Source organism: Wenzhouxiangella sp. XN24, from assembly GCF_011064545.1.
Taxonomy (GTDB): Bacteria; Pseudomonadota; Gammaproteobacteria; order Steroidobacterales; family XN24; genus XN24.
Genome location: NZ_JAAMFG010000028.1, coordinates 71,032 through 83,825, shown reverse-complemented (window position 1 = coordinate 83,825; position 12,794 = coordinate 71,032). Strand labels below are relative to the sequence as shown.

16 protein-coding genes and 1 tRNA gene are annotated in these 12,794 nt (G+C 68.1%); 13 read left to right on the top strand and 4 right to left on the bottom strand.

All coding sequences use genetic code 11. The annotated features are described in order from the left end of the window. From G6032_RS04735 to G6032_RS04725, 3 genes are all read left to right on the top strand, one after another. Window positions 1-948: an AgmX/PglI C-terminal domain-containing protein gene (locus G6032_RS04735; protein WP_165280990.1), complete on the top strand. Its 948-nt coding sequence runs from the start codon at window positions 1-3 to the stop codon at window positions 946-948. After that, window positions 948-1,607: a PDZ domain-containing protein gene (locus tag G6032_RS04730; protein WP_165280989.1), complete on the top strand. Its 660-nt coding sequence runs from the start codon at window positions 948-950 to the stop codon at window positions 1,605-1,607. Before G6032_RS04735 ends, G6032_RS04730 begins: the two co-directional genes overlap by 1 nt. Window positions 1,608-1,708: 101 nt before the next feature. Continuing rightward, window positions 1,709-2,545 (top strand): mechanosensitive ion channel domain-containing protein, encoded by an 837-nt coding sequence (locus tag G6032_RS04725; RefSeq protein WP_165280988.1) that lies wholly within the window; start codon window positions 1,709-1,711, stop codon window positions 2,543-2,545. A gap of 53 nt (window positions 2,546-2,598) precedes the next feature. Here the strand turns inward: G6032_RS04725 and G6032_RS04720 are convergent. Beyond that, a tRNA-Pro gene (locus tag G6032_RS04720) sits at window positions 2,599-2,675 on the bottom strand. 23 nt (window positions 2,676-2,698) lie between these two features. After that, window positions 2,699-3,667 (bottom strand): octaprenyl diphosphate synthase, encoded by a 969-nt coding sequence (ispB, locus tag G6032_RS04715; RefSeq protein ID WP_165281227.1) that lies wholly within the window; start codon window positions 3,665-3,667, stop codon window positions 2,699-2,701. Window positions 3,668-3,911: 244 nt separating this feature from the next. Between ispB and rplU the strand changes: the two genes are divergently transcribed. From rplU to cgtA, 3 genes are all read left to right on the top strand, one after another. After that, window positions 3,912-4,226 (top strand): 50S ribosomal protein L21, encoded by a 315-nt coding sequence (gene rplU, locus G6032_RS04710; RefSeq protein WP_165280987.1) that lies wholly within the window; start codon window positions 3,912-3,914, stop codon window positions 4,224-4,226. Between the two features lie 31 nt (window positions 4,227-4,257). Beyond that, window positions 4,258-4,515: a 50S ribosomal protein L27 gene (rpmA, locus tag G6032_RS04705; protein WP_165280986.1), complete on the top strand. Its 258-nt coding sequence runs from the start codon at window positions 4,258-4,260 to the stop codon at window positions 4,513-4,515. A 118-nt stretch (window positions 4,516-4,633) separates the two neighbouring features. Next, complete coding sequence (gene cgtA, locus G6032_RS04700; RefSeq protein ID WP_165280985.1) at window positions 4,634-5,707, top strand: Obg family GTPase CgtA; 1,074 nt, start codon at window positions 4,634-4,636, stop codon at window positions 5,705-5,707. Window positions 5,708-5,794: 87 nt separating this feature from the next. Here cgtA and rpsT read toward each other — a convergent pair whose 3' ends face one another. Together rpsT and G6032_RS04690 are read right to left on the bottom strand one after the other, a co-directional pair. Further along, window positions 5,795-6,061 (bottom strand): 30S ribosomal protein S20, encoded by a 267-nt coding sequence (gene rpsT, locus G6032_RS04695; protein ID WP_165280984.1) that lies wholly within the window; start codon window positions 6,059-6,061, stop codon window positions 5,795-5,797. A 138-nt stretch (window positions 6,062-6,199) separates the two neighbouring features. Beyond that, window positions 6,200-6,547 (bottom strand): cytochrome c, encoded by a 348-nt coding sequence (locus G6032_RS04690; RefSeq protein WP_165280983.1) that lies wholly within the window; start codon window positions 6,545-6,547, stop codon window positions 6,200-6,202. Between the two features lie 171 nt (window positions 6,548-6,718). Here G6032_RS04690 and G6032_RS04685 point away from each other — a divergent pair, with 171 nt between their 5' ends. From G6032_RS04685 to hisA, 7 genes are read left to right on the top strand one after another with little or no spacing between them, the layout of a single operon-like run. After that, on the top strand, window positions 6,719-7,033 hold the full coding sequence (locus tag G6032_RS04685) for a YerC/YecD family TrpR-related protein (protein WP_165280982.1): 315 nt from the start codon (window positions 6,719-6,721) through the stop codon (window positions 7,031-7,033). Beyond that, on the top strand, window positions 7,030-7,908 hold the full coding sequence (gene hisG / locus G6032_RS04680; RefSeq protein ID WP_165280981.1) for an ATP phosphoribosyltransferase: 879 nt from the start codon (window positions 7,030-7,032) through the stop codon (window positions 7,906-7,908). The genes G6032_RS04685 and hisG overlap by 4 nt, the downstream gene beginning before the upstream one ends. Next, on the top strand, window positions 7,901-9,259 hold the full coding sequence (gene hisD, locus G6032_RS04675; protein WP_206211813.1) for a histidinol dehydrogenase: 1,359 nt from the start codon (window positions 7,901-7,903) through the stop codon (window positions 9,257-9,259). The genes hisG and hisD overlap by 8 nt, the downstream gene beginning before the upstream one ends. After that, entirely contained in the window at window positions 9,256-10,347 is a 1,092-nt protein-coding gene (gene hisC, locus G6032_RS04670) for a histidinol-phosphate transaminase (RefSeq protein WP_165280980.1), read from the top strand. The genes hisD and hisC overlap by 4 nt, the downstream gene beginning before the upstream one ends. After that, complete coding sequence (gene hisB, locus G6032_RS04665) at window positions 10,340-11,422, top strand: bifunctional histidinol-phosphatase/imidazoleglycerol-phosphate dehydratase HisB (RefSeq protein ID WP_165280979.1); 1,083 nt, start codon at window positions 10,340-10,342, stop codon at window positions 11,420-11,422. Before hisC ends, hisB begins: the two co-directional genes overlap by 8 nt. Next, window positions 11,419-12,021 carry an imidazole glycerol phosphate synthase subunit HisH gene (gene hisH, locus G6032_RS04660; protein ID WP_165280978.1) on the top strand — a complete coding sequence of 201 codons (603 nt, stop codon included), beginning with the start codon at window positions 11,419-11,421 and terminating at the stop codon, window positions 12,019-12,021. The genes hisB and hisH overlap by 4 nt, the downstream gene beginning before the upstream one ends. Before the next feature lie 22 nt (window positions 12,022-12,043). Continuing rightward, on the top strand, window positions 12,044-12,790 hold the full coding sequence (hisA, locus tag G6032_RS04655) for a 1-(5-phosphoribosyl)-5-[(5-phosphoribosylamino)methylideneamino]imidazole-4-carboxamide isomerase (RefSeq protein ID WP_165280977.1): 747 nt from the start codon (window positions 12,044-12,046) through the stop codon (window positions 12,788-12,790). The last annotated feature ends 4 nt before the right edge of the window (window positions 12,791-12,794 follow it).

The window sequence follows — 12,794 nt, the reverse complement described above, 5'->3', positions numbered from 1 at the left end:
ATGACGACGACCGCCATACGTTGGACCGAGCTGCCCTGGAGCGTGGACCCGGTCGTGGAGCAGCGCTTTCGGCGCATCACCGGCCGCACGGCCCTGGTGGCCCTGTTGCTGGGCCTGCTCGTGCCCTGGCTGCCGATCCCGGAGCGTGACTCCCTGCTGCCGCCGGAAGTGCCGGAGCGCTATGCGCGCCTGCTGATCGAACGCACGCCGCCACCGCCGCCCCCCGTGACGGCGCCGGAACCGGAGCCCGAGCCGCAACCGGTGGTCGAGGAAAAAGTGGCCGCGGTGCCAGACGCCGTGCCGGATCCGAGACCGGAGACGCCCGCGCCGCCCGTGCCCAGTGCGCGCGAGCGTGCGGCCACCAAGGGCGTCATGGCGTTCGCCGACACACTGGCCGACCTGCGGTCCAGCGATGCGGTGGCTGCGGCCACCAGCGCTGACGGGCTGGCCGCCGGGGCCGGAGAGACCCGGCACAATGAGCGCAGCGTCATCACGGCGCAGGGTGGGCGCGCCAGCGGCGGTATCAACACGGCCGGGCTGTCGCGCAACACGGGCGGCTCGGGCCTGGGCGGACGGACGGTGACGCAGGTCAGCGCGCCTTCGGGCGGCGGCGATGGAACGGCCGCAGGCGGCGGCAGCGGCGGCGGCGACGGCCTGAATGCCCGCAGTCGCGAGGAGATCGAACTGGTCTTCGATCGCAACAAGGCGGCCATCTACGCGCTCTACAACCGGGCGTTGCGCAACGATCCCACGCTGCGGGGCCGGCTGGTCCTCGAGTTGACCATCGCGCCCGATGGCCAGGTGACCGACTGCAACGTGGTGTCCTCGGAACTGCTCGACCCGGAATTCGAACGCAGGCTCGTGGCGCGGGTGAAAATGTTCCGCTTCGAGGACAAGGACGTGGCGACCGTGACGACCACCAAGCCCATCGAGTTCTTCCCGGCGTGATGGCCAGGGGGGATCGCCAGCGGCGCGCCCCGGCGCTGGCGGGACTGGCGCTCGGGCTGGTCATGCCGTGGGGGGCACTCGCCGAGCCGCTGCCGCGGCTCGCAGCGACCCTGGTCACGCCGGGTCATGCGGCCGCGCTGCTGGAGTCGGCAGCCGGCCAGGCCTGGACCGTGCCGGGCGAATTCGTCGGTGATTGCCGCCTCCTGCAGGTCGATGCGAGCAGCGCCAGCCTCGTGTGCGGGGCGGCAGAACGCCGGGTGCGACTCGCGGCCGGTGCTGCCAGCCCCACGCATGGGGACGCGGCGGAAAACCTCAGGCCCGCAATGCACAGCGTCCGGCTCCCGCCTGCCGGACTGCGCGCGATCATGCAGAACCCCCAGGCCAGCGCCCTGGGCATCGACCTGGTGCCGGTGAGCCGGGCCGGAGACGTGATCGGCTGGGCCGTGACGCGTCTCGACCCCGGCAGCCCGGTGAGTGCGGCCGGTCTGCAGCCTCACGACCTGGTGGTGGCCGTCGATGGCGCGCCGGCCGGGCAGCCCGAGGCTTTCATGGCGGCACTCAGGGCGCTGCCGGATGCGGACAGTTTCGTCCTGGAACTGCTTCGCGCGGGACGTCCCACCTCTCTCCTGGTGTCCGTGGCGGAGCCCGTCGCACCCTGAATCGATGGTGTGGCCGGGGCCGGTTTTTGCACCCGGCGCCGTCTGGCGGCAGACTATGCGCGCTGTCATGGGGGGCAGTTCCGCATCAAGGGAGATCGAAAATGGAAGAAATCACGGGCCTGCTCAACAAGGACAACATGGATGCGCTGGTGGCGGCGGTCTCCGCTTTCGGCCTGAAGTTGCTCGCCGCAATTGTCGTATTCGTGGTCGGCCGCTGGCTGGTGGGCCGTGTGACCCGCCTGCTCGAGGCCGGCATGAAGCGCGCGGACACCGATCCGACGTTGATCAGTTTCTTCCGCAATATCATTTACTTCGGCCTGTTGACCATGGTCGTGATCGCCGCGGTCAGTCAGCTGGGCGTGCAGACCACCTCGTTCATCGCGGTGCTCGGTGCCGCCGGCCTCGCCATCGGCCTGGCCCTGCAGGGCTCGCTGGCCAATTTCGCGGCCGGCGTGTTGATGATCATCTTCCGCCCGTTCAAGGCGGGCGATTATGTCGAGGTCGCGGGCGTGGCCGGCTCAGTCGAGGAGTTGCACCTGTTCACGACGAAGCTGCGCACGCCGGACAACAAGATCATCATCATTCCCAACGCCCAGGTGACGAACGAGCCGATCACGAACTATTCCGCGCTGGATACGCGTCGGCTGGACCTCCAGTTCGGCGTCAGCTACAGCGACGATCTCGACCATGTGAGGCGCGTGATCAAGGAAGTGCTGGATGCCGAGGAGCGCCTGCTCGAGGACCCCGCGCCGACCATCGGCCTGTTGACCCTGGGCGACAACAGCGTGAACTTCGCCGTGCGTCCCTGGGTGCGCAGCAGCGACTACTGGGGCGTGTATTTCGACCTGCAGGAAGCCATGAAGAAGCGCTTCGACAAGGAAGGCATCAGCATCCCGTTCCCGCAACGGGACGTGCACCTTCACCAGGTGGCGTCCTGAGGCGGCGCCTTCAGGAATCGGTCGACATCCTGAGGAAGGGCCGTCGGGCCAAGTGGTCGGGGTGGGGAGATTCGAACTCCCGACCTTCTGCTCCCGAAGCAGACGCGCTACCAGGCTGCGCTACACCCCGTCGACGGTCATCGGACCGCTGTACTAGGCCGTTCTTTCGACGGCAATGCGCGCCAGGGATGCCAGGGCATCGCGAAACGGCGATTCGGGAAGCGCCGCCAGTGAGTTCACCGCGGCCTCGGCCTGCTCGCGCGCAAGCCGGGCAGTGTAGTGGAGCGATCCGGTGGATTCAATAGCGTCGCGAATCGTGTCGAGTTCCTCGAGGCCGCCCTGCTCGATGGCGCGCCGGATCGTCGCCCGCTGCACGGCGCTGCCCTCGCGCATGGCGTGGATCAGCGGCAGCGTGGGCTTGCCTTCCGCAAGGTCGTCGCCCATGTTCTTGCCCATTTCGGCCGTGGCGCCGCCATAGTCCAGCGCGTCGTCCACGAGCTGGAAGGCGACGCCGAGGCGCATGCCGTAATCCGCCAGCGCGGCCTCGGCGGTCGCGTCGGCTCCGGCCAGGATGCCGGCGACCCGCGCCCCCGCCTCGAACAGCTTGGCGGTCTTGTTGCGGATGACCGCGAAGTAACGTTCTTCGTCGGTGTCCGGGTCGTTGCAGTTCATCAACTGCAGGACTTCGCCTTCCGCGATCACGTTGGTGGCGTGCGCCATCACTTCCATGAGCCGCATCTCGCCGATCCGGACCATCATCTGGAAGGCGCGGGAATAGAGGAAGTCGCCGACCAGCACGCTGGCCTCGTTGCCGAACACCGCGTTGGCGGTGTCCCGGCCGCGGCGCAGATCCGAACCGTCCACCACGTCGTCGTGCAGCAGCGTCGCCGTATGAATGAACTCCACGATGGCCGCGGCCTGCACGTGGGCGCCGGCCTCGTAGCCGCAGGCGCGCGCCGCCAGCAGCACGAGCAAGGGGCGGAGCCGCTTGCCGCCGCCGCTCACGATGTGACGTGCGACCTGGTTGACCAGCATGACGTCGCTGTCCAGGCTGCCGGCGATGCATCGATCCAGGTCCCGCAGATCGTCGGCCACGAGCGCCCGGATCTGGTCGAGCGACAGCAGGTCGGGGAGGTTTTCGGGATCGGGCGCGGAAAGTGGTGTAGACATGCTCGCTCTTGGCGCTGGGGCGGGCGTGGTGTGCCCGGACGGAACATTATCCCGGATTGCGCGTCAACTCGCAGCTTCGATGTTCGCGGGCGGCTGGATTCGCGCCCGGAAGGTTTGACCCGCAGGGGTTAAATCCATAGAATAGCCGGCTTTCTCCGGGCCAATCCGGCCTGGACCCGTGTTTATGGGAGCATCCATGTACGCCGTGATCGCCACAGGCGGAAAACAGTACCGGGTCAGCCAGGGCGCTGTCCTGCGTGTCGAGAAGCTGGACGCCGAGGAAGGCGCCAGCGTCGAGTTCGACCGGGTCCTCCTGGTCGGCGACGGGGACAACGTCAGCGTCGGCAAGCCCTACCTCGAAGGTGGCAAGGTGCAGGCCACCGTCATGGCGCAGGGCAAGGCGCGCAAGGTGGAAATCGTGAAGTTCCATCGTCGCCAGAACTACCGGCGGACCAAGGGCCATCGGCAGAACTTCACCCAGATCAAGATCACCGGGATCGCCGCCAGCTGAGCTGGGGCGGCTACCGCGGAGGTAATGCGAAATGGCACATAAGAAAGCAGGCGGCAGTACTCGTAACGGCCGCGATTCCGAGTCCAAGCGACTTGGCGTCAAGAAGTTCGGCGGCGAGCAGGTGCTGGCCGGCAACATCATAGTGCGCCAGCGGGGCACGCGCTTTCATCCCGGCGTCAACGTAGGCTGCGGACGGGACTACACGCTGTTCGCCAAGGCGGATGGCAAAGTGGCATTCGAGACGAAAGGGCCGCGCAACCGCAAGTTCGTGAGCATCGTCACGGAGTAGGCCAGCCCGTTGCTGGTAAGCTGTGAAGACCCCGGCCTCTGGTCCGGGGTCTTCTCGTTTACAGGCACCGCGATCGCGGCGGCGGCCCGCAGGACGGGATGAGCGCAAGGGGCAGCACATGAAATTCGTAGACGAAGCCAACATCACTGTCCAGGCCGGCGCCGGCGGCAACGGCTGCGTCAGTTTCCGGCGGGAAAAATACATACCCTTCGGCGGCCCGGATGGCGGCGATGGCGGCAACGGCGGCAGCGTGTGGCTCGTGGCGGATGCCGGCCTCAACACGCTGGCGGATTTCCGCCGCCAGCGCAGGTTTCGTGCCGCCAGCGGGGCGCCCGGCATGGGCAGCAACTGCTCCGGCCGTGGGGGCGAGTCGGTGGAGATTCCGGTGCCCGTGGGCACGGTCGTCCACGAGGAAAGCACCGGCGAAGTGCTCGGCGACCTCGTCGAGCCGGAGCAGAAGCTGCTGGTCGCCCAGGGGGGCATCGGCGGCAAGGGCAATACGCACTTCAAGAGCAGTATCAATCGGGCGCCCCGCAAGTTCACGCCGGGCACGCCGGGCGAGTTACGCCACCTGCGTCTCGAGTTGCGCCTTCTCGCCGACGTGGGACTGCTCGGTCTGCCGAATGCCGGCAAATCGACGTTGTTGCGCGCCGTGACGGCGGCCACGCCCAAGGTGGGCGATTACCCGTTCACCACCCTGCACCCCAACCTCGGCGTCGTGGAACTCGAGGAAGGCAAGACCTTCGTCATCGCGGATATCCCGGGACTGATCGAGGGTGCGGCCGAAGGGCACGGGCTGGGCACGCGCTTTTTGCGCCATCTGCAACGGACCCGACTGTTGCTGCATATCGTCGATGCGTCCTCCCACGAGGGCGAGCAGTCCCCGGAGCAGGGCGCCCGCGACATCATCCACGAACTGAAGGCCTACAGCGACGAGCTCGCCGCCTGGCCACGCTGGCTGGTGATCAACAAGATCGACAAGCTGGTGCAGGGCGAGGAGCGGGAACTGGCGCGGCGCGTCGCCGTGGCGATCGACCACAAGGGTCCGGTGTTCGCGATTTCGGCGCAGTCCGGGACGGGTACGGCGGCGCTCATGAAGGCCGTCGGCGAATTTCTCGAGGCCCAGGCCAGGGCCAGGGCGGAGGCGCTGGCGCAATTGCCGCCGGGCAAGCGTGACGGGCGCCCCTTCTAGGACATACCGCGGCCTGGACGGGGAAAACAAAAAGCCGGCGCATGCGCCGGCTTTTTCGTGCCAGGGTGCCGCCCTGCGGCGGCCAGCTCAGGCCGAGAGGGCCTTGATGCGGGCGTTCAGCCGGCTCTTGTGCCGTGCGGCCTTGTTCTTGTGCACGATGCCCTTGTTGACCATGGAGTCGAGCACGGGCACCGCGGCCTTGTAGCTGGCCTCGGCCTCGGCCCGGTCGCCCGACTCGATCGCGGTCGAGACTTTCTTCAGGAAGGTGCGCATCTTGGAGCGCATCGCCATGTTATGGGTCCTGTTCTTGATGTTCTGCCGAGCGCGTTTCTGGGCCGACTTGATGTTCGCCAAAGTACCGACTCCCGTTGAATCGTCAGTGTGCGCGAGACCTGCAGGTCCGCCGCGCGGAGCCGCATATCGTCGTCGAGGCGCATTGCTTTGTCAAGCCGGCCCGGCCCCACCTTCAACCAGCAGCCGGGCCGGCACGGGTCAATTATCGAGGCTGCGGATGAAAGCGATGATGTTGGCCAGCTCCTCGTCGCTGAGGCCGCGTTGCGCGACCATCATCGGCGAGAGGCCCACCGCCGGACCACCTTCCTTGATCACCTTGCCAAGGTACGCGTCATCGACCGAGGCCTGCCACTCCGCGTCGGAGAGCGCGCGGGGTTTCGGATTCAGCGCGGCGGACGCGGGACCGTCTCCGGCCCCGGTGGGTCCGTGACAGGTGGCGCAGAGCTGCTGGAACTTGGCCTTGCCGGCTTCCACGTCGGCCGCAACGGCCGGCGCTGAAAGCAGGCAGAGAGCGGCCATGCCGACCGCGAGGTAGAACTTGCGCATGCCTTTAACTCCTGGGGAAATCTGGTGTCGGACCCTCGGTCATGGACGCCGAGTGGTCGGGGAACGTAGCTGCTTTCGGCTTTCCGGGCTTGCCAGTTTCAATGTACTAGCGTATTAATACGCTGTGACAGCGCCAAGCCCTTGAGCACATAACCCAGCTTAGCTCCCATTATGAAGAATCGCAGCACACCATCCAAGCTCGATGAGCAGCGTGCGGAGGAGGCCCTGTACCGCTCCGTGCTCGCCCTGCGCGACGAGGCGGAGGCGCGCAGCTATTTCCACGACCTGTGCACCCCCGCGGAACTGCAGGCCCTGGTCGATCGCTGGCGCGTGGTCGGCCTGCTGCGCCAGGGGCTGAGTTACCGGCAGATCAACGAGCAGACCGGGATCAGCGTCACGACGATCGGGCGTGTCGCCCGTTTCCTGGCTGACGGTCATGGGGGTTACCTCGCCGTCGCCGCACGACTGGATGGAGAAAATAAATGACGGTCCCGCCACAGCAACGCATCAAGATCGCGGTGCAGAAGTCCGGTCGGCTCACCGACAATTCACTGCACCTGATGGAGACCTGCGGCCTCGTCTACAGCCGGGGTCGCGACCAGCTGATCTGCTTCGGCGAGAACATGCCGGTCGATGTGCTGCTGGTGCGCGACGACGACATCCCGGAGCTGGTGGCGGAGGGCATCTGCGATCTCGGCATCGTGGGCATGAACGTGTTCCGGGAAAAAGTCGCCGACGGCATGGACGTCCGGCCCGAACTCGAACTGGATTTCGGCCGCTGTCGCCTGTCCATCGGCGTGCCTCGCGGTTTCGACTACCGATCGCCGCAAAGCCTGGAGGGACTGCGCATCGCGACGACCTATCCGCGTATCCTGCAGGACTGGCTGGACACGCAGCAGGTGAACGCCGAGATCGTGATGTTGTCCGGCGCCGTGGAGATCGCGCCGCGGCTGGGCCGGGCCGATGTCATCTGCGACCTCGTGTCCACCGGCTCGACGCTCCTGGCGAACGATCTCGTGGAAGCGGAGGTGGTGTTCGAGAGCATGGCGGCGCTGATCTCCAGCAACGGCGGGCCCGCGGAGGGCTGGCCGGCACGGCTCGTCAGCCGCATGCGCGGGGTGCTGAGCGTGCGGGAGAGCAAGTACATCATGCTGCACGCACCGCGCTCGGCCCTGGCCGAGATCCGCCGCCTGCTGCCCGGCAGTGAATCGCCGACGGTCATGCCGCTCGAAGGACGGGACGACAAGGTGGCGGTGCACGCCGTGTGCCGCGAAAACGTGTTCTGGGAAACCCTGGAAGGGCTGAAGGCCGCGGGCGCAAGCTCGATGCTGGTGTTGCCCGTGGAGAAGATGCTTGCCTGAAAACGATCCAATCCTCCGTCGTTATCGCTGGGCTGAGCTCGACGAGCCCGGCCGGGCTGCGGCCCTGGCGCGCCCCGAGGCGGCGCGGCGTGACGCGCTGGCCGACGAGGTCGCGGCGATCATCGCCGAGACCCGCCGCGATGGCGACAAGGCGCTGCTGAAGTTCGCGGCCCGGTTCGACGGCGTGGCACTGGACGCATTGCGCGTGCCGCCGGCGGATTTCGATGCGGCCGAGGCGTCGCTCGACGACACTCAGCGCGGCGCGCTGCGCATCGCGATCGACAATGTGCGGGCCTTCCACGCCGCACAGCTCATGCCGCCCATCGAGGTGGAGACCATGCCGGGCGTGGTCTGCCGTCGCATCACCCGCCCGATTCGCGCCGTGGGGCTCTACGTGCCGGCGGGTTCGGCGCCGTTGCCGTCCACCGTGATCATGCTGGCGGTCCCGGCGGCGCTCGCGGGCTGTCCCCGGCGCGTCCTGTGTACCCCGCCCCAGGAGGACGGGCGGGCCGATCCCGCCGTGCTGACTGCGGCACGCTATTGCGGCATCGATGCGGTCTACCTGGCCGGCGGCGCCCAGGCGGTGGCGGCGATGGCCTACGGCACGGAATCGATTCCGTCCGTGGACAAGATTTTCGGCCCCGGCAACGCCTGGGTCACCGAGGCCAAGATGCAGGTGTCCCGCGATCCCGACGGGGCGGCGCTGGATCTGCCGGCCGGGCCCTCGGAGGTGCTGGTGATCGCGGATGAGCGGGCCGCCCCGGGTTTCGTGGCCGCCGACCTGCTTTCCCAGGCCGAGCACGGGCCGGATTCCCAGGTGGTGCTCGTCACGACCTCCGTCGCCCTGGCCGATGCCGTGGAGGCGGCGATCGAGAACCAGCTGGCCTTGCTGCCGCGCAATGCGGTCGTGCTCGAGGCGTTGAAACACGGCCGCACGCTGCTGGCCGCGGACCTGGAGGAGGCATTCGCCATCAGCAACCGCTATGCGCCGGAGCACCTCATCGTCCAGGTGCCCGAGGCGGAGTCATGGCTGCCTCAGATCGAGACCGCGGGTTCCGTGTTCCTCGGCGACTGGACTCCGGAATCCCTGGGAGATTATTGCAGCGGCACGAACCACGTGTTGCCCACTTACGGCTACGCCCGTGCCTGGAGCGGTTTGTCGGTGGCCGATTTCCAGCTGGCCATTTCGGTGCAGCAGGCCAGCCCCGCCGGATTCCGCCTGATCGGGCCGACCGCCCGTACGCTGGCGGAAATGGAACGGCTCGACGCCCACGCTCTCGCGGTAAAGCTGCGACTCAAGGCGCTGGCACTGCACGCGGCGGACGAGCCCGGGCCGGGAACCCGCCAGTGACTTCGAGCATCGAGCTGCTGCGCCCGGAGTTGCGGGAGTTCGTGGCGTATGCGGCCGGCTCTCCGCGTCGCGGCGTGCTGCGCCTGCATGCCAACGAGTCGTCCTGGCGAGCGGCGTGGGATGAAACGGACGACGGCCTGAACCGGTATCCCGACCCGCGTCCCGCGGCCTTGCTGGAGGCGCTCGCGGCGCTCTACTCGGTGCCGGCCGAAGCCGTGCTCGCCACCCGCGGCAGCGACGACGCGATCGACCTGCTGGTCCGCGCCTTCTGCCGTGCCGGTGAGGATGCGGTGCTCGTCTGTCCGCCGACCTTCGGGATGTACTCGGTGGCGGCGCGCCTGCAGGGTGCCGCCATAGTGGAAGTCCCCCTGAAGCGGGATTTCGCCCTGGATGCGCCGGCTGTGGCGACGGCGGCTACCGGCCGGTCGAATGTGAAACTGGTGTTCCTCTGTTCGCCCAACAATCCGACGGGCAACACCATTGCGCCGGCCACAGTCGCGCGGCTGTGTCGTACGCTGCAGGGGCGCAGCGTGGTCGTGGTGGACGAGGCCTACATCGAGTTCGCCGCATTCGAAGGTCTTGCATCGCGTCTTGCGGCGCTGCCGAACCTCGTATTGCTGCGCACACTGTCCAAGGCCTGGGGCCTGGCGGGTGCGCGCATCGGCGCGATCCTGGCGGCGCCGGAACTGGTCACGGCGCTGCGCGGGCTCGCGCCGCCGTATCCCCTGCCGTCGCTGGCCGTGGAGGCCGCCTTGCGCCGGCTGCAACCGGCCGAACTCGCCGGCGCACGACGTCGCACGGCGGGTGTCGTGCGACGGCGGGAGCAACTCGCCGCTACTCTGCGAAGCCTGCCCGAGGTGAAGCGGGTATGGCCGAGCGAGGGCAATTTCCTGCTGGTACGCTTCGCCGATGCATCCCGTGCAATGTCGGCCTGCGAGGCGGCCGGCATCCTCGTGCGGGATTTCAGCAGCCAGCCGCGCCTGCGCGGTTGCCTGCGCATCACGGTCGGGACGGCGGCCGAGAACCGCCGCCTGCTCAGGGCACTCGGCCGCCTCGGCGGCGCGACCAGGGGACGAGCGAATGGATAGAGCGCTGTTGTTGTTCATCGATCGCGACGGCACGCTCGTCGAGGAACCCGCGGACGAGCAGGTCGATGCCGTGTCCAAGGTGCGGTTGCTGCCGGGCGTGATCCCCGCGCTGCTCCGCCTCGTGGATGCAGGCTACCGGCTGGTGCTCGTAAGCAACCAGGACGGGCGCGGCACGGACTCTTTCCCCGAGGAGGCTTTCCAGGGCACGCACGATTTCATCATCGCGCTGTTCGCCAGCCAGGGCATCCGTTTCGAGGCCGAATTCATCTGCCCGCACTTTCCCGGCGACGGCTGCGCGTGCCGCAAGCCGGCCACCGGACTGATCACGCGCTTCATCGCGCGTCATCCGCCCGATCTCGACCGCAGTTTCGTCATCGGCGATCGGGAGACCGATCTCGCCTTTGCGGAGAACCTCGGCCTTGTCGGGCTGAAGGTCGGCGACGGGACGGGCGACAGCCTCACCTGGCCGGAAGTGGCCCGCCGCGTGCTGGGCGGGCTGAGGCGCGCCACCGTGGTGCGCGGCACGGCGGAGACCCGTATCCGGGTCGAGGTCGACCTGGACGATCCGCATGGTCCGGTGCGTGCGCAAACCGGCATCGGTTACTACGATCACATGCTCGAACAGGTCGCCAAGCACGGCGGCTTCTCCATGGAGATCGAGTGCAGCGGCGACCTGCACGTGGACGAGCATCACACGGTCGAGGACGTTGCGCTGGCCCTCGGCGAAGCGCTGCGCGAGGCGCTCGGGGCGCGGCGCGGGATACGCCGCTACGGTTTCGTGCTGCCGATGGACGAGGCCCGGGCCGAGTTGTCCGTGGACCTGGGCGGGCGGCCGTACCTGGTATTCGAGGGCGAGTTCCAGCGCGAGCGGGTCGGCGAACTGCCGACCGAGCTGGTGCCGCACTTCTATCGCTCGTTGTCGGACAGCCTGCGGGCCTCCATACACGTTCGCCTCGCGGGCGAAAATGACCACCACCAGGTGGAGGCGTCATTCAAGGCGCTGGGGCGCGCGCTGCGCGACGCCTTCCGCCATGAGGGGGGCGGCGTCCCGTCCACCAAGGGAATGCTGGCATGAGCGCCGGCGGCCCGGTGATCGTCGATTCCGGCGGCGCCAATATCAGTTCGCTGCGCTTCGCGCTCGGACGGCTGGGCTGCACGCCGCCGTTGAGCGCCGATGCGGACCTGATCCGCCACGCGAGCCACGTGTTTCTCCCGGGCGTCGGCGCCGCGGACGACGCCATGAACCGGCTGGAGCGCAACGGGCTGGCCGACGTGGTGCGCAGCCTCACCCAACCGGTGCTCGGCATCTGTCTCGGCATGCAGCTGTTGTTCGAGGCCTCGGCCGAGGACGGCGGGCGCGATTGCCTGGGTCTCGTTCCGGGGCGTGTGGTGCGCATGCTGGCCGCGCCGGACCGGCCGGTCCCGCACATGGGCTGGAACCTGACGCAGCTCGCGCCGGATTGCCCCCTGTTCGCCGATTTGCCCCCTGCCGCACATTTTTATTTCGTGCACAGCTATGCCGCGCCGGTGGGTCCGGACACGGTGGCCGTGGCCGATTACGGCGGCGAATTCACCGCCGTGGTTTCGCACGGCAATTTCCACGGCACCCAGTTTCACCCGGAACGCTCGGGGCCCGCCGGCGCGCGAGTCCTGCAGAACTTCCTCGCGCTCTGATCCACAGGAAACCCGTCCCGCCATGTCACTGAAACCCATCCCCGCCATCGACCTCAAGGACGGCCGTTGCGTGCGCCTGTACCAGGGGCGTTTCGACCAGGTCTCCGAGTACGAGGCGTGCCCCGAAGACCTGGCGGGGCGTTACCTTTCGCTGGGCGTGGACTGGGTCCACGTGGTGGATCTCGACGGCGCGCGGGACGGAGCGGGCGGCAACCGCGAAGTCATCGGGCGCATGGCCGGGCTGGCGCGGGGGCGCATCCAGGTCGGGGGTGGCATCCGCACGGCCGGGGACGTGGAGGCGATGCTCGCAGCCGGCGTGGGCCGGGTGGTGATCGGCAGCGCGGCGGCGGAGCGTCCCGACGAAGTCGCGGGCTGGTTCCCGCGTTTCGGCGCGGCGCGGCTGGTACTGGCTTTCGACGTGCAGATCGACGACGACGGCGTCCCCTGGTGCAGGACGCGCGGCTGGACCGAGGACGCGGGCCTGTCACTGTGGGATGCGATCGAGGCCTACCAGGAGGCCGGGCTGCAACACCTGCTGTGTACCGATGTGGCTCGCGACGGCGCGATGACCGGACCCAACATCGCGTTGTACACGGAGTGCACCAAGCGTTATCCCGAGATCCGCCTGCAGGCCTCGGGTGGGGTGCGCGATCTCGCCGACGTCGAGGCTCTGCGCGCCACGGGGGCGAGCGGCGCGATCATCGGCAAGGCGCTGCTCGACGGCCGCATCACGGACGAGGAGATCCGCTCATTCTTGCAAAACGCATAATTCC

What these genes read in the sequence shown, in the direction of transcription:
- G6032_RS04735 (WP_165280990.1), top strand. Translation starts at nt 1, where the DNA reads ATGACGACGACCGCCATACGTTGGACCGAGCTGCCCTGGAGCGTGGAC.
- G6032_RS04730 (WP_165280989.1), top strand. Translation starts at nt 948, where the DNA reads ATGGCCAGGGGGGATCGCCAGCGGCGCGCCCCGGCGCTGGCGGGACTG.
- G6032_RS04725 (WP_165280988.1), top strand. Translation starts at nt 1,709, where the DNA reads ATGGAAGAAATCACGGGCCTGCTCAACAAGGACAACATGGATGCGCTG.
- rplU (WP_165280987.1), top strand. Translation starts at nt 3,912, where the DNA reads ATGTACGCCGTGATCGCCACAGGCGGAAAACAGTACCGGGTCAGCCAG.
- rpmA (WP_165280986.1), top strand. Translation starts at nt 4,258, where the DNA reads ATGGCACATAAGAAAGCAGGCGGCAGTACTCGTAACGGCCGCGATTCC.
- cgtA (WP_165280985.1), top strand. Translation starts at nt 4,634, where the DNA reads ATGAAATTCGTAGACGAAGCCAACATCACTGTCCAGGCCGGCGCCGGC.
- G6032_RS04690 (WP_165280983.1), bottom strand. Translation starts at nt 6,547, where the DNA reads ATGCGCAAGTTCTACCTCGCGGTCGGCATGGCCGCTCTCTGCCTGCTT.
- G6032_RS04685 (WP_165280982.1), top strand. Translation starts at nt 6,719, where the DNA reads ATGAAGAATCGCAGCACACCATCCAAGCTCGATGAGCAGCGTGCGGAG.
- hisG (WP_165280981.1), top strand. Translation starts at nt 7,030, where the DNA reads ATGACGGTCCCGCCACAGCAACGCATCAAGATCGCGGTGCAGAAGTCC.
- hisB (WP_165280979.1), top strand. Translation starts at nt 10,340, where the DNA reads ATGGATAGAGCGCTGTTGTTGTTCATCGATCGCGACGGCACGCTCGTC.
- hisH (WP_165280978.1), top strand. Translation starts at nt 11,419, where the DNA reads ATGAGCGCCGGCGGCCCGGTGATCGTCGATTCCGGCGGCGCCAATATC.
- hisA (WP_165280977.1), top strand. Translation starts at nt 12,044, where the DNA reads ATGTCACTGAAACCCATCCCCGCCATCGACCTCAAGGACGGCCGTTGC.